Source organism: Nocardia sp. Tas62D01 (genome assembly GCF_055232035.1).
Map to the genome: position 1 here is coordinate 3,320,802 of NZ_JBUYUZ010000001.1, position 20,262 is coordinate 3,341,063.

Below are 20,262 nucleotides of genomic sequence, written 5' to 3' on the forward strand. Positions count from 1 at the left end.
CCCGACTCATGGCGCGCCGAATCCCGCCCCCGCCAGCGCTTCCCGCCCCTTCGGCCCGGTGACCAGGCTTTCGAACTGGTGCGCCAGCTTCGCGTTCTTCGAATCCGCCAGCACCGCAATCGGATACATGTTCACCGCGGCGGACGCTTCCGGAATCTTCACCGCCGCAACCTTGGCGGCAGCCGCTGCCGCATCGGTGACGTACACCACCCCGGCATCGGCCTGGCCCGAGGTGACCTTCGTCAGCACGTCGGCCACCGACGCTTCCTCACTCACCGGTGTCAGCGAAACCCCGGCGGTCTCGGTGATCTTCTTGGTGGCACGCCCGCAGGGCACCTGCGGCGCACAAACGACCAGCTGCACCCCGGGCTGCGACAGATCACCCAGTCCGGCAATGTGTTTCGGATTCCCCGGGGCGGTGATGATGGTGAGCACATTGGTCGCGAAGTTCTCCGTCGGCTCGGTGATCCGGCCCGAGGTCACCGCCGCGGCCATGGTCACCGGGTCCGCGGCCGCGAATACATCGGCCGGGGCGCCCTGCGTCAGCTGCGCGGCCAGGTCCGACGAGCCCGCGAAGGAGAACTCGACCTTCGATCCCGGATGTGCGGTTTCGAATTCCTTGCCGAGAGCGGTGAAGACCTGATTCAACGAGGCCGCCGCGAAGACGGTCACGGTCCCGGAATCCGTTCCCGCCGTGGTTGTTTCACTCAACCCACAGGCCGCCACCGCCAGCAATGCCACTGCGGCGGCTGTCCACCCAGCTCGCTTCGCCCGGCTCATTCGGCGGCGGTCTCGACGACGACCGTCGTCGCCTTCACGCTGGCCAGCGCCACACTGCCCGGCTCCAGCCCGAGCTCGCGCACCGCCTCGCTGCTCATCAACGACACCACTGTGAACGGTCCGCATTGCATCTCCACCTGAGCCATCACCGTGTCGGTCACCACGCGGGTGACCAATCCAGGAAACCTATTGCGTGCCGAGCTGGCACTGCCGAGCCGAGTCTGCGGCGTCCGCGCCTGCTCGACGGCCAACGCCGCCAGCTCTTTGCCCTCGATCACCAACCGGCCGGAGGAATCCTTGGCCGCGGTGAGGGCGCCGGAATCGATCCAGCGCCGCACCGTGTCATCGCTGACGCCGAGCAGCTCGGCCGCGTCCCGTATCCGCAGAGTCGCCACCGCGTCAGCATAGTGCCGTAAACTCGGACAGAACAATCGAATCTGTCCGTATATGCGGACGGAAAGCGGCGCTTTGCCCGCGTCAAGTCGTAGATACGAACAATTGACCGGCCTGGTCCGCCGCACGGCATGGGCGTGTTCTCCGGCGCCAAGTACGCTCGGAGCAATCATGGCCACGTATTTCGATCCGACGTCATGGTCACCGTTGCGGGCGGTCGATCTCGGCAAGCGCCTCTTCGACCAGTCCCTGCTGGAGCAATGGATCTCCTTCACCACCGCCTGGGTGGATCCGGTGGCCGACTTGAGCGCGGGCGCCGTCACCGCCCTGATGCCGGACGTGCTGATGACCGTGCTCAGCGAGGGCATCCTCAGCCGGTTCGGCGGGCAGGGGGTCAGCGCGACCCTGCTCGGCCACGATTTGAATGCCACCCTGCAGGTGCTGAAGGTCCGGCGCCGCGGCGCGCACTTCCAGACCAAGACCGTGCTGTCCAGGATGCGCTGGGACGATCACCCGATCGAGTCGGTGACCGTGATCGCGCACGGTGTCCGACTGATTCCCGGCGTGCCGACGAAGGTGCGCACCCAACAGCTGGACCTCGACGGCACCGTCACCACCGAGACGCTGGTCGGATGGCTGAATACGCAGGCGCTGGACTGGGAGTTGCGGGTCGAGGACAACGGGCTGATCAAGGCGAAGCATCGGCGCAGGCTGATCACCGCCCTGGTGGACGCCCAGGTGCGCGACGAACTTCTCACCGTCGAAATCCACCGGGCGAACTGGCTGGGCATCCGGATTCCACGCAAGCTGCTGACCGCACCCGCCATAGGGTTGACCGGCCTGCCGAACGATGCGCGCATCGTGCACGCCACCCGCGAGGGCGACCTGGTCCGATTCCGGATCGAGCTGCCGGAGATCACCGGATCATTCGATCTGGCGCAGATCCGCTCGGCCATCGTCACCGGCACCACGCTGATCATCTTCTGACCCGCGTCAGGCCTGCGTCTTCCACCACTCCAGCAGTGCCGCCTCGGCCTCGTCTCGCGTGAGCGGTCCGCGATCCAGACGCAGCTCCTTCAAGAAGCGCCAGGCCTTACCGACATCCGGACCTGCTTGCAGGCCGAGCAATTCCATGATGGCGTTGCCGTCCAGATCCGGGCGGACCCGGTCCAGATCCTCCTGCTCTTGCAGCTTCGCGATCCGCGACTCGAGCTCGTCGTAGGTGGCGCGCAGCGCGGCGGCCCTGCGCTTGTTGCGGGTGGTGCAGTCGGCGCGAACCAGCTTGTGCAGCCGCGGCAGCAGATCGCCCGCGTCCGTGACATACCGGCGCACCGCCGAATCCGTCCACTGCCCCTTGCCGTAACCGTGAAAACGCAAGTGCAGGAACACCAGTCGGGCCACGTCCTCGGTGAACTGCTTGGGGTACTTCAGCGCGCGCATCCGCTTACGCACCATCTTCGCGCCGACCACCTCGTGATGGTGGAAGCTGACGCCGCCGCCCGGCTCGTTGCGCTTGGTGTCCGGCTTGCCGATGTCGTGCAGCAGCGCGGCCCACCGCAGCACCGGATCGGGATCGCCCTCCTCCTGATCGATGGCCTGATCCAGCACAGTCAGCGAATGCCAGTACACGTCCTTGTGCTGGTGGTGCTCGTCGATCTCCAGCTTCATCTCGGGCACCTCCGGCAGCACCCGCTGCGCCAGCCCGGTTTCGCACATGACATTGATGCCGTCGATCGGGTGCGCGGAGGCGATCAGCTTGTCCAGTTCAGTGCGCACCCGCTCGGCGGTGATCCGGTCGATCGCGGGGGCCATCGCGGCGATCGCGGTCCGTACCCGCGGATGCAGCTCGAAGCCGAGCTGGGCGACGAAACGGGCGCCTCGCAGCATGCGCAGCGGGTCGTCGTTGAACGAATCCTCCGGCGCCGCAGGGGTATCCAGCATGCCCTCGAGCACGGCATCCATCCCGCCGAGCGGATCGACGAACTCCATCGACCCGTCCGCCCCGATCCGCACGGCCATCGCGTTGACCGTAAAATCCCGGCGCACCAGATCGCCCTCGAGCGTGTCGCCGAAGGTCACCTCGGGATTGCGGGAGACGCGGTCATAGCTGTCGCTGCGGAAGGTGGTGATCTCCAGCTGCTGATCGGCCTTGGACGCACTCACCGTCCCGAACGCCAGACCACCGGTATCCCACAGGTGATCGGCCCAGCCGCGCAGCATCTCCTGCACCTGCTCCGGCCGCGCGTCGGTGGTGAAATCCAGATCCGTCCCCAACCGCCCGAGCACCGCGTCTCGCACACTGCCCCCGACCAGGTACAGCTCATAGCCGCGTGCGGCGAACAACTCGCCCAACGGCGTCAGCACATCGGACAGCCTCCCGAGCGTGACCGCGGCCGCGGCCAGCAATCGGGTACGTCGATCCTGCGCTGCATCCTCAGACTGGGGCGAAACCACGAATCAGCAGCTTACCGAGCCACCGCAACCGACATTCCAGCGCAACCCTTGCAGCAACTCCAGATATATTCCAGATATATAAGGCCTCCCGCATGCGCCGGGCCAGAACCGGGCTGACGTCGTCGACATCATCACGGCTCCGCCCATGTCGAAACCGTTCGTCATAAAGGCGACCCACAACGCGCTGTCTTACGAGCGCCGTTCGCGGCCGGCTTGCGTCCGAGTGGCCGAAGCGCATGCGACGCAGTCGCGAGTCTCGCACCGCTCGGACGCGAGCCTTCGGGGCCGCGAACGCGCCGCGCCGCAGGCGCGGCCAATGTGCACAGTAGGATTGCTGGGTGTCTCCGGCCGATCGCGCGAACAGTCGACGCCGCCAGCCTCGGCGCCGCGGTTCGGCCGCCAGCGCGGCGAAACCGCGCATGCGCACGGTCCGGGAAACCTCGGCCGGTGGGTTGGTCGTCGATGGGCTCGACGGTCCCAAGGAAAAGCGCAGCGCGGCGCTGATCGGGCGCACCGATCGCCGCGGCCGGTTGCTGTGGTCACTGCCCAAGGGTCATATCGAGGATGGCGAGACATCCGAGCAGACGGCGATCCGTGAGGTTGCCGAGGAGACCGGGATCAATGGTGTGGTGGTCGCCGAGTTGGGCAGCATCGATTATTGGTTCGTCACCGAGGGTCGCCGGGTACATAAGACCGTGCATCATTTTCTGCTGCGTTCGATCGGTGGTGAACTGTCCGACGCCGACGTCGAGGTCACCCAGGTCGCGTGGGTTCCGTTGAGTGAATTGGATTCTCGGCTTGCCTATGCCGATGAGCGGCGTTTGGCCGAAGTAGCGAACCGGATGATCGACCGGATGGAGACCGGCAAGCGATGACACGTGGACTGTTCCGGATCATCGTGGCGGTCCTGACCATTCTCGGCTCGGTGACGGCAGCGCCGGTGTTGTTTGCCAACCAGGCGACCGCGCAACCGCCTGGGTCGAGTGGTTCGTCGACGCCGAAGTTTCTGAAGCTGTCGCTCGATTCGGTGACTCCGACTGCGGTAACCACGCTCAGCGATCCGGTGCTGACGGTGTCGGGCACCGTCACCAATATCGGTGATCGGGTCGTCGACGACATCAGCGTCCGTGTGCAGCGCGCCGAGGCGGTCACCTCGCCGAGTGTGCTGCGTTCCACGTTGCGCCTCGATCAGGTCAATTACGACGTCGCCGGTCCATTCAAGGATGTCGTCGACCGGTTGAGCCCAGGGCAGCGCCGGCAGTTCACCGTGACCATCGCGCTGCGTCCCGGCGATGCCGCAATCGCGGCGTCGCTGGACATCACCAAGCCGGGCGTCTATCCGCTGTTGCTGAATGTGAACGGTGAACCGGCATATGGCAGTCAGGCCCGGCTTGACGATGCCCGATTCCTGCTTCCCGTGCTCGGGCTCCCGCCTGCGGCGAGCGGCGACGCGACACCCACGGTGCCCGCCGCCACAGACGCTCCGGTCGCGACGACCCTGCTGTGGCCGCTGGCCGACCGGCCCCGGCTGGTGGCGGGTCATCCGGGAATAGTCAATGGAAAGGCCGAGCTCACCGACGACGAGTTGGCCGCCTCGCTCGGCAAGGGCGGGCGTCTCGATCAGTTGCTCGGCGCGCTGGAGACCGCGATCGGCGGCAATGTCGGTCACGATCGGACCCTCGCGACGGCGGTGTGCATCGCGGTCGATCCGGATCTGCTCGGCACGGTGCAGGCGATGATCAAGGGCTACCGGGTGCTGGCGAGTCCGTCCGATCCGGATGGCGCGACCAGGCCGGGCACCGGCGCCGATCAGGCCAAGACCTGGCTCGACCGGCTGCGCGCGCTCGCCTCGTCTTTGTGCACGGTCGCATTGCCCTTCGCGCAGGTCGACATCACGGCGCTGGCCGCGGTGAACGATCCCGACCTGTCGGCCAGGGCACTGGACGCGCCCGCCGACATCGTCGATTCGATCCTGTCCACCAGGTCGGTGCGCGGTGTGAGCGTGCCCGACTCCGGCAGCATCGGTGCCGAGGCGGGAATGCTGTTGCGTAACCACGGTTTCGGGACCGCGGTGCTCGCCGACACCGGCGCGGTACCGGTCGGCACCGCAGGCTCGAGTGATTCGTCGCCCGCGGCCAGCGACAACAGACGCGCCACCACCGGCAACCAGGCGAACGCGAATCAGAGCGCCTCGACCCCGGCGATTCCCGAGCCCGCGACGCCCGATGTGGTCCGAGTGCCCGAGATCACCGCGGCGCCCGTCGCGAACGAACCGGAGGCGTCCGCGCCGGAGCCGCCGACCAGCGTCGCACCAACCACCAGCGTCGTACCGACCAGCCCGGTGCCGACCACCGCCGCGACACCCCCCAACGGCCCGAACCCGAGCACCCCGAACCCGCCGGCGGATCCGGCATTACATGCCGCAACCTTCGATATCTGGTCCGCGACAGCGCTCGCCGCCGTCGGATCGAATCCGCCGACGCCCTCGTTCACCCCCGCCAAGGTGCGCTACGACGTCACCAACGATTCTCGGATGGCCCGGCTGCAGGACGCACTCGGCGCCATCTCCTGGACCGCGCTGAACCCGCAGCCGAACCGCCCGCGCTCGATGCTGCTGGTGCCGCCGCAGCAGTGGGGGGCCAACCGGGACGAGGCGACCGCGCTGCTGCGTCAGGTGGATCTGCTGATCCACAACAATCTCGCGACGCCACGTGCGCTGCAAGAACTGGTCGCCGAACCGGCGGACAGCCAGCCCTATGAACTGGACTATCTGCCGCAGGCCGTCCAGGACGCGGTGCCCGGCCGCTTCGTACTGCCTGTGCGCGACCAGGAACGCCGGATCACCGAACTGATGCACGCGATGGTCGAGGTGCCGGAGTCGGAGCCGACGCCACGCCAGTTTCTCACCCCGCTGCGCGACGACCTGCTTCGGGTGCAGACCCTGTCGGATCGGCGGGCAGGCGATACCGCGCAACCCGATACCGCCGCCCAGCGACGGCTCGACCAGACCACCGGAACGCTGGACAGCCTCTATCGATCGGTCACCGTGCTGCCGCCGGGCGGGGTGTACACGCTCGCCTCCGAGCAGAGCCCGTTGCTGCTGGTCGCCCGCAACGAACTGCCGGTCGCGATCCGCATCAGGTTCCGGATCGAGGCGCCCGCTGAGACGAAGATCACCGACATAGGCGAGCAGCAGTTGCCGCCCACCGGCACTCGTTCGTTCCAGATCCCGACCGAGGTGATCGACAGCCGTAACTTGGCCATTCCTATCTCCCTTACCACGCCCGACGGAATCCCGCTCGGCAATCCCACCTCGGTTTCGGTGCGTTCAAACGCCTACGGTCAGGCCTTGGCAATAATTACGGCATGTGCCGGAATACTGTTGTTTCTGTTGGCCGGGCGCCGCTTGTTGCGCCGGTTCCGCGGACAGCCGGATCCGGCCGATGAGGGTTTCGACGCAGGCACCCGGCGCCGGGTCAACCGGTACCGGCGTGCGCGCAAACGGGTACTACAGCAGGAGCAGACGGAGGCACGGTGAGGGACAATCGCGAAGCGCCCTTGCCGTACCTTCCCAAACCGCTCTTACCTGCATCGATTGGGTGTCTCGCCGTATGAGATGGCACAGTGGGGGACAATTGCACCGCGTTCTCATCGGTGCCGATCGGTGGGGGGCGATTGGTAGAACCGAGGAGTCGAGGTGAGCACTACGGGCAAGACGTCGCTCATCGCACCGTTGGGATGCAGCTGTTCGGGCGGGTACAGGAGGCATGATGAGCGACGATGACTTATCCGCTCATCCGCATCGACCTGGCGATCGGCACGACGGGCCACCGGCCCGCCGCGCTCCGCTGGCGCCATGGGAACGGCAATTACAGCATCCGCCCGAGGAATCGGACATGAGTTCCGATGACCCCTATGGTGACCCGGGCAGACCGATGCCTCGGGTCAGCCACCCCGCCGCCCCGCCGCCGCCACCACCACGGCCGGGCCAGCGGATGGCGCCACCCACGCCGCCGTCGGGCCCTATCCCCCGACAGCCACCTCCGCCGCCGCGTCCGGCGCCGCGCCCGCATCCGGGTCAGCGCCAGTACCCGGTGCCCCCGCCGCCGCCCGGCCCCGGCCAGCCGCGGCCGCTCCCGCCGAGTCAGGGCCGCCCCGGCCCGGCCCAGCCCGGCCGCATGCCAGCCGAACGTTTCGCGCCGCCACCGGCAGGCCCGCAGCAGTACCCGCCGCGACAGTGGCAGCGACCGCCCGGTCCTGCCCCACGCGTCGCGCAGGACAACCGCCCGACCACCCGCGAGATGTCGGCCCAGACCAAGTCCGCGACGGCCACCGTAGAGCCGAAGCAGAGCGCGAACGCCAAGCTACTCAAGGACTCCGGTTCGATCGCGCTCGCCACGCTGGTCAGTCGAATCACCGGATTCGGCAAGCAGCTGTTGCTGCTGACCGTGCTCGGTCCGGCAATCGCCAGCTCATTTACCTCCGCCAGCCTGATCCCGAACATGATCACCGAGCTCGTGCTCGGCGCCGTGCTCACCGCGATGGTGGTGCCAACACTGGTCCGCGCCGAACAAGAAGACCCGGACGGCGGCACCGCCTTCGTCCGCCGCCTGGTGACCGCCGCGTTCTCGGTGCTCGCCGCTGCCGCGCTGTTGGCGACCGCCGCGGCGCCGATCCTGGCCACCCATGTCTTCGTTTCCTCCGACGGCAAGGTCAACACCGCGCTCACCACGGCGCTGACCTTCCTGCTGCTGCCCGCGATCCTCTTCTACGGCATGTCGGCGCTGTTCACCGCGATCCTGAACACCCGTCAGGTGTTCAAACCAGGTGCTTGGGCACCGGTGCTGAACAACATCGTCGTGCTCACGGTTCTCGGCCTCTACGCGGTGACGCCGGGCGAGATCACCTTGCATCCGGTACGGATGAGCGACCCGAAATTGCTCATTCTCGGCTGCGGCGTCACCCTCGGCGTGATCACCCAGGCGGTCAGCCTGCTGCCCGCGATCCGCCGGGAAGGCATCGACCTGCGTCCGCTCTGGGGCATCGACGCCCGCCTCAAGCAGTTCGGCACCATGGGCGGCGCCATCATCCTGTACGTCCTGATCAGCCAGGTCGGCCTGATTTTCGCCAACAACATCTCGTCGCACGCCGACGAAGCGGGTCCGGCGATCTACACGCAGGCATGGGCGCTGCTGCAGCTGCCCTATGGCATCCTCGGCGTGACACTGCTCACCGCGATCATGCCGCGCTTGAGCCGCAATGCCGCTGCGAACGACACACCGGCCGTGGTCGACGATCTCTCGGTGGCGACGCGGCTGACGATGATCGCCTTGATCCCCGTGGTCATCTTCCTGACGCTCGCCGGACCGCAGGTGGGCGAGGGACTGTTCGGCTACGGGCGATTCGCCGAAGACGCCGCGCGCCTCGGCCACGCGGTGAGCTGGTCGGCCTTCGCGCTGATTCCTTATTCACTCGTGCTGATTCACCTGCGTGTCTTCTACGCCAGGGAACAGGCGTGGACACCGACGTGGATCATCCTCGGCATCACTGGCGTGAAGATCCTCTTCTCAGCGTTGGCGCCGGTGGTCGCAAGTAGCAGCGATCAGGTTGTGATCGTGCTCGGTGTCGCCACCGGCCTCGGCTTCACCGCGGGAGCCGTCATCGGCGGCTACCTGCTCCACCGCAGTCTCGGCGATCTGCGCATGGTCAACGTTAGTCGCACGGTGACTCGCGTCGTGCTGGCCTCGATCGCGGGCGGCGCGGTCATGCTGATCGTGGACAAGGTGCTCGGGCTGGATCAGTTGTCCGCCGGGTTCGGCTCGCTCATCCGCGTCGCGCTGTGCGCGATCGTGATGTTCAGCGTCGCGTTCGGGTTGATGCGCCTGGCCGGTATCCCGGAAATCGTCGGGATCACTGTCGCCATCTCGCGCCGTCTCGGCATCACGCCGCCCGCCCCGGATCTCGATCTGGACGGCCCGGTCGAGGATGCTTACGCCACTCAGGTATTCCGCAGGCCGGACGCCTACGCTTACCCACAGTTCGACCCGTACATGGATGCCCAGACCATGGTGCTGCCCGTGATCAGAGCCGATGCCGTTGACATCACCGGCAGGGGTGAGTTCCCGTACCCTGTTCGGCAGAGAAGCACAAGTGGCGAATTCGCCGGAACCTCGACATATCAGGGCGAAGGAGGACCGAGGGTGAGCGATGACGCGGCGGTGGGCGGCGTCCCCGCCGATTCTTCTGCGAGCACGGCAGGCGGGCTCTCCACCGACGCCCCGCCGACTGCGGGGGATGCGTTGGATTCCGCGTACGCGAACCAGGAGGCCGACACCAGCCCACCGGATCGTGACGCGGGACCGGCACCGGGCGAGGGCCAGGTCCACGCTCCGGAGCGCGACCCGATGTACGACACCGGGATGATTCCGATCCCGCCCCAATTGCCGCCCATGGGTGGCGATCCGGGTGGTCGAAGAACCCCGCGCGGTCCCAAGCTGATTCCGGGCGCCTCGGTGGCCGGTGGCCGCTACCGGCTGCTGGCCGGCCACGGCGGTGCCCGCGGGCTGAAGTTCTGGCAGGCGCTGGACATCAAGCTCGACCGTGAGGTCGCACTGACCTTCGTCGACGCCGACCAGAAGGCGGGCGAGAACTCCGGACACGATGGCCCGCAGGCGATTCTGTCGCGCACGCTGCGCCTCGGCCGGATCAACTCACCCGGTCTGGCCCGCGTGCTCGATGTGGTTCGCGGCAGCTCCGGCGGCATCGTGGTGGCCGAGTGGACACCGGGCCGATCACTGCGCGAAATGGCCGAGACGGTGCCCTCACCAATCGGCGCGGCCCGTGCGGTCCGTGCGCTGGCCTCGGCCGCTGAATTGGCCCATCGCGGCGGTGGATCGCTCTCGATCGATCACCCGGACCGGGTCCGGATCAGCGCGTCCGGAGACGCGGTGCTGGCCTTCCCTGGCACCCTGGCAGATTCCGACGCGCAATCCGACGTCCGTGGTCTCGGCGCCATGCTCTACGCCCTGATCACGGCACGCTGGCCGATCCGTACCGGCGGGGTCACCGGCACCGCGACGATCGGCGGGCTGCGCTCGGCCGATTTCGGCCCGGACGGCACCCCGGTGGAACCGCGCCAGATCCGGCCGGAAGTGCCGTTCGAAATCTCCGCGGTCGCCGTGCGCTCGCTGGAATCGAATAAGGGCGTTCGCACCGCGGCGACCGTCCAGCACGTGCTCGAGCAGGCATCGGTGGTCGATCAGAAGACCGACTTCATCCCGGTCCTTCGCCTGGGTCAGCGCACGCCGAGCGGTGTCGACGAATCGCTGGCCGATCCCGAAGTGCTTGCGGCGGAACGGGAACGCTCGCAGCGCTTGATGTGGATCATGGTCGGGCTCGGCATCCTGGCCGCACTCGTGGTCGGCATCGTGATCTGGTGGATGGTGAGTGTCTTCGCGCCGGGCGCGTCGGACGCACCGCTCAACGAGCAGCGCAATATCGGCCTGACCACGAACAACTCGCCCGCACCCGCACCCGCACCCGCACCGGGGGGAACCCCGAGCACCCCCGCGGGCGGGGTCCCGGTTCCGGTCACCCATATTTCGGTGTTCTCCCCGGAGGGCACGCCCGACGGTGTCGGCACCGTCGGGGCGGTGCTCGACCACGATCCCGCCACGACGTGGCGCACCGACCAGTACTTCCAGCAGTTCCCGGCCCTCAAGAAGGGGATCGGGCTACTAGCGACGCTACCGAGCCCGGCGAAGCTGACGAACGTGTCGATCAACTCGCCGAGCCCTGGCACGTCGGTAGAAATCCGCACCTCGCCGACCGCGTCGCCGACGCTCGATCAGACCCAGCTGATCGGCTCGGCGCGACTGGGGAACGGGATCACCGACATTCCGGTGCACACCGATCAATCCGCCCGCTACGTGCTCGTCTGGATCACCGGATTGGGGAACTCCGGTGGTCAGTTCCAAACCGCGATTGCCGATCTTCGTTTCGACGCCGCCCTCTAGGCGCCGCACAGTCCGCCGCTCGCCGCACGTGTCCACACCGTGTCGTCGCTGGCCGGCGCTCTCATTCCCGCGTAACCGTCTTCCCGCGCTGTCCACGCGCGCACGTTCGGCACCTCGCCCCGATCGGTCTGGTTGCTGCCGAATCGTTACTGACGATATGATCTACTCCGCGTTCTCAGCAGGGGAGCTTCCCGGGTTCTGGTGTTTCAATCCTGGATGCTGCGAAATCTTCGGTGACGGTCGTCCGTGTCCGTTTGCCGTGAGCGCCGTCCAAGGGGTTGGCCTTTTTGTCCGAACTGAACGAGGATTCCCGTGGGGGGAGATCGCGGCCGGTCGCGTACCGCGAGCGCTCGTTCATGCCCGACGAGCTCACCGACGTCGAATTGCTCCGCGCGCACGTGCGCGGCCAGCGGCAGGCCTTCGCGGAGCTGCTGCGCAGGCATAACGATCATCTCTGGCAGACCGCACTGCGCACGTCCTACACGCGCGAGGACGCGGCCGACTCCCTGCAGGACGCGTTGCTGTCCGCACACCGCACGGCCGCCTCGTTCCGCGCCGAGGCCGAGGTGCGCAGCTGGCTGCACGCAATCGTGGTCAATGCCTGCCTGGACCGGATCCGGCGCAACAAGACCCGTCGCGCGATCTCCCTGTCGCCCGAGACGATGCCCGAACCGCGTGATGACCGGGACGAGTACGGCGAATTGGAGATGTCGCTGGTCATAGACCGTGCCCTGTTCTCGCTGCCACCGGATCAGCGGACGGCGCTCGTCGCGATCGACCTCGAGGGGTATAGCGTGGCGGAAGCGTCCGCGATGCTCGGCGTTCCGGAGGGCACTATCAAGAGCCGGTGTGCGCGTGCCCGGCAGCGTCTGCAAGAGCGTTTGGAATTTCTGCGAGATCCGGGGAACCGGAAGTAGTCGAGATGCGTCATTAACAGTGACGAACCATTAAACGATGTACAGCTGTCCCCCGTACTGCGGTGGGATCCCCGCGATGTCAGACGAGAAGACGGAGGTGCAATGGCGACCCGGTCCGTTCCGCAGCCTCCGTTCTCGGCCGAATTGCTCGCCGATCTGCACGCCGACAATGTGGCACCGGAGGTCGGGGAGCAGCTGTGGCCCGCGGTTCGGCACGATCCGGACGCGCTGCGGTTTCTGCATTCGCTCGACGAGGTCAGCGCGCAGTTGCGCACTCTGGGCCGTGATGACCGCATCCTCCATTCGATGCCCGATGACGTGGCGGCCCGACTGGAGCAGTTCATCGGCGGATTCGAACCGACCGAGGACCCCACCGAACGGGCGGCCACCGCCCACCGGTTGCCGTTCGCCGCCGAATCTTCCGACACCCCAATGCTTTCGGCGACCGAACCGACAGCAGACCAGGAACCACCCGCCTCGGCATCGCCGATCTCGCTCGACGATCGCCGCCGCCGCAGACTCCGCTGGCTCGCCGCTGCTGCGGCCGCGGTCGCGGTGGTCACCTGCGCCACGGTCGCGGTGGAAACCCAGCGCAGCCACGAGGTCGCTCCCACCGCCCAGCCGACCACCGGCAATGTCGAGTTGGGCGATGAACTGAATGCCACCGTGGCGCTCAGCGCGCTCGGCCGCAACGACGTCTCCGGCTCGTTGGGCAGCCCGACGGCCCTCAACCGCTGTGTGCATGCCAACGGCCTCGATCGCACCGTGCTCGGCTCGACCAACACCACCTTCCAGGGCAAGGACGCGGTCTTGATCCTGCTCACCGGCCCCCGCCCGCACAAGATCTCCGCGCTGGTCGTCGGAATCGGTTGCACCACCGACGATCCGCAACAACTCGCCCTCACCGACATCGGCTGACCGCGCGGGCGGCCCGGCCGCAACCGCACCTCGGGAACAACAACGTTTAGGCTGTTGTTGACCGACACGTCCCTAGATTTCTCCCTCGAAAGGGCCCCATGAGCACGCCAGTTCGCGACTTGATCATCGTCGGCTCCGGACCCGCCGGCTACACCGCCGCCATCTATGCGGCCCGTGCCGAGCTCCAGCCGCTTCTGTTCGAGGGAACTCAGTTCGGTGGCGCGCTGATGACGACCACCGAGGTCGAGAACTTCCCCGGCTTCCGCGACGGCATCATGGGCCCGGACCTGATGGAGGAGATGCGCGAGCAGGCCAAGCGGTTCGGCACCGATATCCGCACCGAGGACGTGGACGCGATCGACTTGAGCGGGCCGGTCAAGACCGTCACCGTCGGCGGCGAGACGCACCATGCCTACGCCGTGATCCTCGCCATGGGTTCGGCCGCGCGCTACCTCAACGTCCCCGGTGAGCAGAAGCTGCTCGGCCGCGGCGTCAGCGCCTGTGCGACCTGCGACGGCTTCTTCTTCAAGGGCCAGGACATCGTCGTGGTCGGCGGCGGCGACTCCGCGATGGAGGAAGCCACCTTCCTGACCAAGTTCGCCGCCAGCGTCACCATCGTGCACCGCCGCGAGAAGTTCCGTGCCTCGCGCATCATGCTGGAGCGGGCCAAGGCCAACCAGAAGATCAAGTTCGTGCTCAACGCGGAGGTCGCCGCGGTCAACGGCGACACCAGTGTGACCAGTCTGACGCTGCGCGATACCCGCACCGGCGAGACCTCGGAGCTGGCCGCGACCGGCCTGTTCGTCGCGATCGGCCACGATCCGCGCAGCGAGCTGGTGCGAGGTCAGGTGGAATTGGACGACGAGGGCTACGTGCAGGTGCTGCATCCCTCGACCGCCACCGAGGTGCCCGGCGTGTACGCCGCGGGCGACCTGGTCGACCACACGTACCGGCAGGCGGTCACCGCCGCAGGCACCGGCTGCCGCGCGGCGATCGACGCCGAGCGCTGGCTGGCCGACCAGGGCGACATCACCGCCAACACCCTGGACCACGCCGGCAGCCCGGTTACCGTGCCCGCCAGCTGATTTCGTCAGTTTTCCATCCCGAGGAGAGAACCATGTCCAAGAGTGCCAACACGGTCATCGTCACCGACGCGTCCTTCGCCGATGACGTGCTGTTGAGCGAAAAGCCCGTGCTCGTGGACTTCTGGGCCGATTGGTGCGGTCCGTGCAAGATGGTCGCCCCGGTGCTGGAGGAGATCGCCGGTACGCACGCGGACAAGCTGACCGTCGCCAAGCTGGACGTGGACGCCAACCCGGGTACCGCCCGCGATTATCAGATCCTTTCGCTGCCAACTATGATGCTGTTTTCCGGTGGAAAGCCGGTCAAGCAGATCGTTGGAGCGAAGGGCAAAGCCGCCCTGTTGCGCGAACTCGAAGGCGTCATCTAACGCTCTGAAGCCGAAGGTGCCAAAGGACACCATGATCCAATGACGCGCCGTAGGATGCCTGGACTCGGGAATTGCCGAATTCCCGTCCGGGTCTGAAACAATCGACCGACCTCCGGTCGTGCGAAGGGTGTAGCCGACGCATGAGTGGGTACCCGGGTTGACGGAAGGAAAGGGCTCTCACGCATGCACCGACTTCGTCACGGCGACACCGGTCCAGCCGTCGCCGAGGTTCGGAGCACCCTGGCAAGTCTCGGGTTTCTGCACACTCACGCCGTCGGCCCCGATGCGCGCGAGTATTGGAAGGACACCGACGCCTCCTTCGACCGTCAGCTGGATTCGGCCGTTCGCGCGTTCCAACAGCATCGCGGCCTCCTCGTGGATGGTGTCGTCGGTCCGGCCACCTATCGAGCCCTCAAAGAGGCCTCCTACCGCCTCGGTGCGCGCACGCTGATCTATCAGCTGTCCGCGCCCCTCTACGGTGACGATGTGGCGACGCTGCAGCGCAGGCTGCAGGACCTCGGTTTCTATGTGCACCGGGTCGACGGGTACTTCGGGCCGCACACTCACGAGGGTCTGACCGCGTTCCAGCGGGAGATCGGGCTGGCGGCCGACGGTATCTGTGGGCCGGACACGCTGCGTTCGCTGGAACTGCTCGGTGCGCGCGTCACCGGCGGCAATCCGCACCGGATCGCCGAGGAAGAAGTGGTGCATCGGGCCGGACCCCAGCTCACCGGCAAGCGGATCGTCATCGATCCTGGCCTCGGCGGCCCCGACAAGGGCCATCCGGTGCCCACCGAGTATGGCGACGTCTACGAGTCGGAGATCCTCTGGGATCTGGCCAACCGGCTGGAGGGTCGCATGGCGGCCACCGGCATGGAGACCTTTCTGTCGCGGCCGTGGGGCGCCAACCCGACCGACGCCGAACGGGCCGACACCTCCAACGCGTTCGACGCTGATCTGATGATCTCGCTGCGCTGCGCGACCAACCCGAGCCGGTCGGCAAAGGGCGTTGCGAGCTTCCATTTCGGGAACTCACATGGCTCTGCGTCGATGATCGGTCAGGTGCTGGCCGGGTTCATCCAGCGTGAGGTCGTCGCGCGAACTTCGTTGCAGGACTGTCGAACTCACGCCCGCACCTGGGATCTGCTGCGGCTGACCAAGATGCCGACGGTACAGGTCGACATCGGTTATCTCACCAATGAATACGACGCGACGGTGCTCACCAATCCGAGGATGCGCGATGTGATCGCCGAGGCCATCCTGATCTCGGTGAAGCGGCTATACCTGCTCGGACAGGACGACCAGCCCACGGGCACATACACTTTTGCGGAACTGCTAGCCGAAGAACTGGCTGCCGCCGACCGCGTATAGTGGCGATTACACCAATCAATGAGCGAGGCCCCTGCCGATAGTTGTCAGCAGGGGCTCACTTCGTTCGGTGCCTCAGCGGCTCTCAGGGCGCCCCGACGCGGAAGGGGACCGTCAGCGACGCGGCGGCGAGCAACTGATCGAGCGCCCGTTCGACGTCTTCCTTCCAGCCATGGTCGGAGTTCAGCTCCAGCCGTAGCCGCGGGAACCGGTGATGCGGCGCAACCACCTCGAAACCGACGTCCTCCAGGAAGTCCGCGTCGATCATGCAGGTTTCCGGCGAGCACCGTGTGGCCGAGCTGGCCGAGGCTGCGTCCCGGGCCGGTGAGCCGATGCGTTCCATCAGTGTCATCGACCCCATCAACCGATCCGACATCGCCTTGGTCGGCGGATCGGTGCGGATGCCGAAGGCTTCCAGCGCGCGCACACCACGACGCACCAGATCCGCCACCACGGCCGATATGAGCCGGTGGGCTATCTCATTGTCCTGGTAGGGGAATTCGGCGCTCAGCGTGGTCAGCAGGACCGCGTCCGGGCTTACCGGCGATGTGGGGAAGAGGGCAGCCCGCGGAACGGCGCTCGGTGGCGAATACAGGGCACAGCCCGCCACGTTGCCGTTCACATTGGCGACCTGTCCGCACGAACCCCATTCCAGCATCACCGTCGAGAGCCATGCCTCCTTTTCGAAGACCGGATCGCTGAACTCCCGGGAGTTCTCGGCGACGGCTGGATCGATCTCCCAGAACACACAGCGCCTGGCGTGTGTGGGGAGTTTGTCGAGTCCACCCAGGGTAAGTGCTGTGACGCTGGTCGACACCGCTCTACTCAGCCTCCAGCTGTCCGATTCATCCACGCTCACGCCGCATCAGTACTTGCTCGCCAGCAAGAATAAGCGATCAACGAGATCCCGCCTCATTCCACGTCACTGTGCTGTTGGTCAGGTGCCCTGAGCCGGTTCGCCGAGGTCCTATGATGGGGCACCGTCACTGTGACGTTTCGGCGCCAGGCCCCTACCTGTCGAGAACCCAGGGCTATTTTTGCGATTTTCGTCACATGCCGAGCTGCTGTTGCTCCATCATGCCGACGATGCGTTCGAGATCCTCGACCGAGCCGAACTCGACGACGATCTTGCCCTTGCGCTTGCCGAGACTCACTGTGACCCGAGTGTCGAAAGATTCCGACAACCGCTCGGCCACATCCTGCAGACCCGGCATATGAATCGGCTTGCGCCGGGGAGTGGGGGGAGCCGCCGCGTCCGGATTCCGGTTGGCCAGAGTGACGGCCTCTTCGGTCGCTCGGACGGATAGTCCCTCGGCGACGATGCGGGCGGCGAGCACCTCCTGCGCATCCGCCCCGGCCTCGAGACCGAGCAGCGCACGAGCGTGTCCGGCGGACAGCACACCTGCCGCCACCCGCCGCTGCACCGGGATCGGCAGCTTCAAAAGGCGGATCATGTTCGTCACGACTGGTCGGGATCGACCGATCCGCGATGCCAGTTCCTCATGGGTGACATCGAATTCTTCAAGCAGCTGCTGATAGGCGGCCGCCTCTTCCAGCGGATTGAGCTGCACCCGGTGGATGTTCTCCAGCAGGGCATCGCGCAGCATCGACTCGTCGGCGGTCTCCCGAACGATCGCCGGAATCGTGGCCAGGCCCGCCTCCTGGCAGGCCCGCCAGCGCCGCTCACCCATGACGATCTGATACCGGTCCACCTCGGGGTCGACCCTACGCACCACGATGGGCTGCATCAGACCGAACTCACGGATGGAGTGCACCAGTTCGGCGAGCGCCTCCTCCTCGAAGACCTGCCGCGGCTGCTTCGGATTGGGCTCGATCAGCTCCGGGTCGATCTCGCGATAGATCGCACCGCCGGGGGAGGAGAGTTCCTCGTCCTGTTGCGTGGCCGAGCTCGGGTCGGGAACCCGGTGCAGGAACGCGGACGCGGGCTGCGGGCCGATCGGATCGAGGCCGATGACCACATTCGCTGCGGCACTGCCGAGACCCGGTGTGGCCACGGGGCCTGTCGGGATCAACGCGGCAAGACCGCGTCCTAGTCCACCCTTCTTCGCCTGAGTCATCGGTCTACCGACCCCTTCCCTGTTCGCCACCACGCCAAGTCCAACCGCTCCGAGTGCAATCGCTTCGGGTCACTCCGCGCCTTCTGCTACAGCACGCCGCGGCACCGAACGCGCCGCCATCTCGCGCCCGGCATCGAGATAGCTCATCGCACCCCGGGAGCCTGGATCATAATCGAGCACCGTCATGCCGTAGCCCGGCGCTTCGGAGACCTTCACACTGCGCGGGATCACCGAGCGCAGCACCACATCACCGAAGTGACCGCGCACCTCCTCGGCGACCTGGTCGGCCAGCTTGGTCCGACCGTCGTACATCGTGAGGACCACGGTCGAGATGTGCAGTTCGGGATTCAGGTGCGCCTGCACCAGACCAATATTGCGGAGCAACTGACCCACACCCTCCAGCGCGTAGTACTCGCACTGGATCGGGATCAGCACCTCCTTGGCCGCGACGAGCGCGTTGACGGTCAGCAAGCCCAGCGATGGCGGGCAGTCGATCATCACGTAGTCGATGTCGTACCCGGCGATATTCGTCTCCTGGATGGCCGCCTTGAGCCGCCCCTCCCTGGCTACCATCGATACCAGTTCGATCTCGGCGCCAGCCAGATCGATGGTGGCCGGAATGCACAGCAGCCGCTCGCTGTGCGGGCTCTGCTGGATCGCGTCCTTGACGGAGATCTCGCCGATGAGGACTTCGTAACTGGACGGCACACCCGAGTGATGCTCGACCCCAAGGGCGGTACTGGCATTGCCCTGGGGGTCCAGGTCGATCACGAGAACCGTCATCCCTTGATGCGCCAGGGCAGCCGCGAGGTTGACCGCTGTTGTCGTCTTACCGACGCCGCCCTTCTGATTAGCGATGGTGATGATGCGTTGCTCGTGCGGTTTCGGCACTGTCACCTTTCCTGGATGCAATATCTGGCTGGCGCGTTGCGCTTCGGCTGCGATCGGGGTCTCACTGGGGGAGATATGCCCGAACGGTGTGCTTCCAAATGCCTCCGCGTCGAGGTTGCTGGAGTCCAGCATCCCCGGCACACGCGACGTAGTTTCCCGTGAAACATTCGTCGGACCGCTCGACATAGACAGCTCCTAACCCGAGAACTTCAGATCACGTGCCGCCGACGAGCGTCGGCGCCGTGTCATCAAACAGGTGTGTCGGATCGAACATGATGCTCATTCGGGTCCGCGGCGCCCGATCGACCGAGCGGAGCTCTCGCCGCTGTGACAACCACAATCCCTTCGTGGCACCAACGCTCACGCCCGACGATCATTAGCTTGCCAGCACTGAGCAAGATAAGAAAGCTGAATCGCGGCAACGCGCACATGACACGCAAATCTGCGGCGATTCTCCGTTGCGCAGCCGATATTTCGAACGCCACGGACGATGTTTCACGGGAAACGTCGCATCGAATCCGATCTTCCAGACGACCCGCGGAGCAAAAGATCCAGTGCCACCTGGTCCAACACATGCTCACCCAGCACATGCTCACCCAGCCCGACGCCGACACCTGCTCAGTCCAGTGGCGCTCGTCCGATCCGTCGACTGAACCGACCCAGTCCGATACAAGGCGCTCAGCGCTGGCGCGGAGCCGCCGCCCGTGTGCCCTGTGTCCGTTCCAACTTTTGATGACGTCGACGTGTCCTCTGTCCAGCGGTTCGACATTTGCAGCCGGACGTGGGCCGCAGAGCCATCCGGCCTCATGTGGCGAGCTGTGGTGTCTCAAACCGCTTTTCGATGCGCTGGCTGTTCCAGATCGCGCCGCGGAATTCCTGCATCTGTCTACCCGACCACCTATAACTGCGCAGGTGCCCTCGTTGTCGTCCGTGGTCCACCCGGGGCCGGTAGGACCACGCTGGCGCATGTCATCGCCCGTCCCGGTGGGGTGCCCGGC

15 protein-coding genes are annotated in these 20,262 nt (G+C 66.4%); 9 read left to right on the top strand and 6 right to left on the bottom strand.

All coding sequences use genetic code 11. From position 1 onward, the window contains the following. Nucleotides 1–6 precede the first annotated feature (6 nt). Nucleotides 7–780, bottom strand: a complete 774-nt coding sequence (gene modA, locus ACV7NQ_RS16215) for a molybdate ABC transporter substrate-binding protein (protein WP_463360428.1) — start codon at nt 778–780, stop codon at nt 7–9. Further along, nucleotides 777–1,175, bottom strand: a complete 399-nt coding sequence (locus tag ACV7NQ_RS16220; protein ID WP_463360429.1) for a TOBE domain-containing protein — start codon at nt 1,173–1,175, stop codon at nt 777–779. Before ACV7NQ_RS16220 ends, modA begins: the two co-directional genes overlap by 4 nt. 169 nt (nt 1,176–1,344) lie before the next feature. Here ACV7NQ_RS16220 and ACV7NQ_RS16225 point away from each other — a divergent pair, with 169 nt between their 5' ends. Further along, nucleotides 1,345–2,160: a hypothetical protein gene (locus ACV7NQ_RS16225; protein ID WP_463360430.1), complete on the top strand. Its 816-nt coding sequence runs from the start codon at nt 1,345–1,347 to the stop codon at nt 2,158–2,160. A gap of 6 nt (nt 2,161–2,166) precedes the next feature. On the opposite strand, the gene ACV7NQ_RS16230 is transcribed toward ACV7NQ_RS16225, so the two are convergent. Next, on the bottom strand, nt 2,167–3,627 hold the full coding sequence (locus ACV7NQ_RS16230) for a CCA tRNA nucleotidyltransferase (RefSeq protein ID WP_463360431.1): 1,461 nt from the start codon (nt 3,625–3,627) through the stop codon (nt 2,167–2,169). Nucleotides 3,628–3,965: 338 nt separating this feature from the next. Here ACV7NQ_RS16230 and ACV7NQ_RS16235 point away from each other — a divergent pair, with 338 nt between their 5' ends. The 8 genes from ACV7NQ_RS16235 (at nt 3,966) to ACV7NQ_RS16270 (ending at nt 16,298) form a co-directional block, all read left to right on the top strand. Beyond that, complete coding sequence (locus tag ACV7NQ_RS16235) at nt 3,966–4,502, top strand: NUDIX hydrolase (protein WP_463360432.1); 537 nt, start codon at nt 3,966–3,968, stop codon at nt 4,500–4,502. Continuing rightward, on the top strand, nt 4,499–7,165 hold the full coding sequence (locus tag ACV7NQ_RS16240) for a hypothetical protein (protein WP_463360433.1): 2,667 nt from the start codon (nt 4,499–4,501) through the stop codon (nt 7,163–7,165). The genes ACV7NQ_RS16235 and ACV7NQ_RS16240 overlap by 4 nt, the downstream gene beginning before the upstream one ends. 763 nt (nt 7,166–7,928) lie before the next feature. Continuing rightward, nucleotides 7,929–11,642, top strand: coding sequence for a murein biosynthesis integral membrane protein MurJ (locus ACV7NQ_RS16245; protein ID WP_463365695.1), 3,714 nt, complete (start codon nt 7,929–7,931; stop codon nt 11,640–11,642). Between the two features lie 356 nt (nt 11,643–11,998). Then, complete coding sequence (gene sigM / locus ACV7NQ_RS16250) at nt 11,999–12,559, top strand: RNA polymerase sigma factor SigM (protein ID WP_463365696.1); 561 nt, start codon at nt 11,999–12,001, stop codon at nt 12,557–12,559. Between the two features lie 102 nt (nt 12,560–12,661). Beyond that, nucleotides 12,662–13,477 (top strand): hypothetical protein, encoded by an 816-nt coding sequence (locus tag ACV7NQ_RS16255; protein WP_463360434.1) that lies wholly within the window; start codon nt 12,662–12,664, stop codon nt 13,475–13,477. Between the two features lie 98 nt (nt 13,478–13,575). Beyond that, nucleotides 13,576–14,562, top strand: coding sequence for a thioredoxin-disulfide reductase (gene trxB / locus ACV7NQ_RS16260; protein ID WP_463360435.1), 987 nt, complete (start codon nt 13,576–13,578; stop codon nt 14,560–14,562). A 32-nt stretch (nt 14,563–14,594) separates the two neighbouring features. Next, nucleotides 14,595–14,927, top strand: coding sequence for a thioredoxin (gene trxA, locus ACV7NQ_RS16265; protein ID WP_463360436.1), 333 nt, complete (start codon nt 14,595–14,597; stop codon nt 14,925–14,927). Nucleotides 14,928–15,110: 183 nt separating this feature from the next. Next, nucleotides 15,111–16,298 (top strand): N-acetylmuramoyl-L-alanine amidase, encoded by a 1,188-nt coding sequence (locus ACV7NQ_RS16270; RefSeq protein ID WP_463360437.1) that lies wholly within the window; start codon nt 15,111–15,113, stop codon nt 16,296–16,298. Nucleotides 16,299–16,380: 82 nt separating this feature from the next. Here the strand turns inward: ACV7NQ_RS16270 and ACV7NQ_RS16275 are convergent, their stop codons facing one another. From ACV7NQ_RS16275 to ACV7NQ_RS16285, 3 genes are all read right to left on the bottom strand, one after another. Continuing rightward, complete coding sequence (locus tag ACV7NQ_RS16275; protein ID WP_463360438.1) at nt 16,381–17,112, bottom strand: GNAT family N-acetyltransferase; 732 nt, start codon at nt 17,110–17,112, stop codon at nt 16,381–16,383. 232 nt (nt 17,113–17,344) lie between these two features. Beyond that, on the bottom strand, nt 17,345–18,373 hold the full coding sequence (locus ACV7NQ_RS16280) for a ParB/RepB/Spo0J family partition protein (RefSeq protein ID WP_463360439.1): 1,029 nt from the start codon (nt 18,371–18,373) through the stop codon (nt 17,345–17,347). A 69-nt stretch (nt 18,374–18,442) separates the two neighbouring features. Continuing rightward, complete coding sequence (locus ACV7NQ_RS16285) at nt 18,443–19,396, bottom strand: ParA family protein (protein WP_463365697.1); 954 nt, start codon at nt 19,394–19,396, stop codon at nt 18,443–18,445. Nucleotides 19,397–20,262: the final 866 nt, after the last annotated feature.

What these genes read in the sequence shown, in the direction of transcription:
- modA (WP_463360428.1), bottom strand. Translation starts at nt 780, where the DNA reads ATGAGCCGGGCGAAGCGAGCTGGGTGGACAGCCGCCGCAGTGGCATTG.
- ACV7NQ_RS16255 (WP_463360434.1), top strand. Translation starts at nt 12,662, where the DNA reads ATGGCGACCCGGTCCGTTCCGCAGCCTCCGTTCTCGGCCGAATTGCTC.
- ACV7NQ_RS16245 (WP_463365695.1), top strand. Translation starts at nt 7,929, where the DNA reads ATGTCGGCCCAGACCAAGTCCGCGACGGCCACCGTAGAGCCGAAGCAG.
- ACV7NQ_RS16270 (WP_463360437.1), top strand. Translation starts at nt 15,111, where the DNA reads ATGCACCGACTTCGTCACGGCGACACCGGTCCAGCCGTCGCCGAGGTT.
- trxA (WP_463360436.1), top strand. Translation starts at nt 14,595, where the DNA reads ATGTCCAAGAGTGCCAACACGGTCATCGTCACCGACGCGTCCTTCGCC.
- sigM (WP_463365696.1), top strand. Translation starts at nt 11,999, where the DNA reads ATGCCCGACGAGCTCACCGACGTCGAATTGCTCCGCGCGCACGTGCGC.
- ACV7NQ_RS16240 (WP_463360433.1), top strand. Translation starts at nt 4,499, where the DNA reads ATGACACGTGGACTGTTCCGGATCATCGTGGCGGTCCTGACCATTCTC.
- ACV7NQ_RS16285 (WP_463365697.1), bottom strand. Translation starts at nt 19,396, where the DNA reads ATGCTGGACTCCAGCAACCTCGACGCGGAGGCATTTGGAAGCACACCG.
- ACV7NQ_RS16280 (WP_463360439.1), bottom strand. Translation starts at nt 18,373, where the DNA reads ATGACTCAGGCGAAGAAGGGTGGACTAGGACGCGGTCTTGCCGCGTTG.
- trxB (WP_463360435.1), top strand. Translation starts at nt 13,576, where the DNA reads ATGAGCACGCCAGTTCGCGACTTGATCATCGTCGGCTCCGGACCCGCC.
- ACV7NQ_RS16225 (WP_463360430.1), top strand. Translation starts at nt 1,345, where the DNA reads ATGGCCACGTATTTCGATCCGACGTCATGGTCACCGTTGCGGGCGGTC.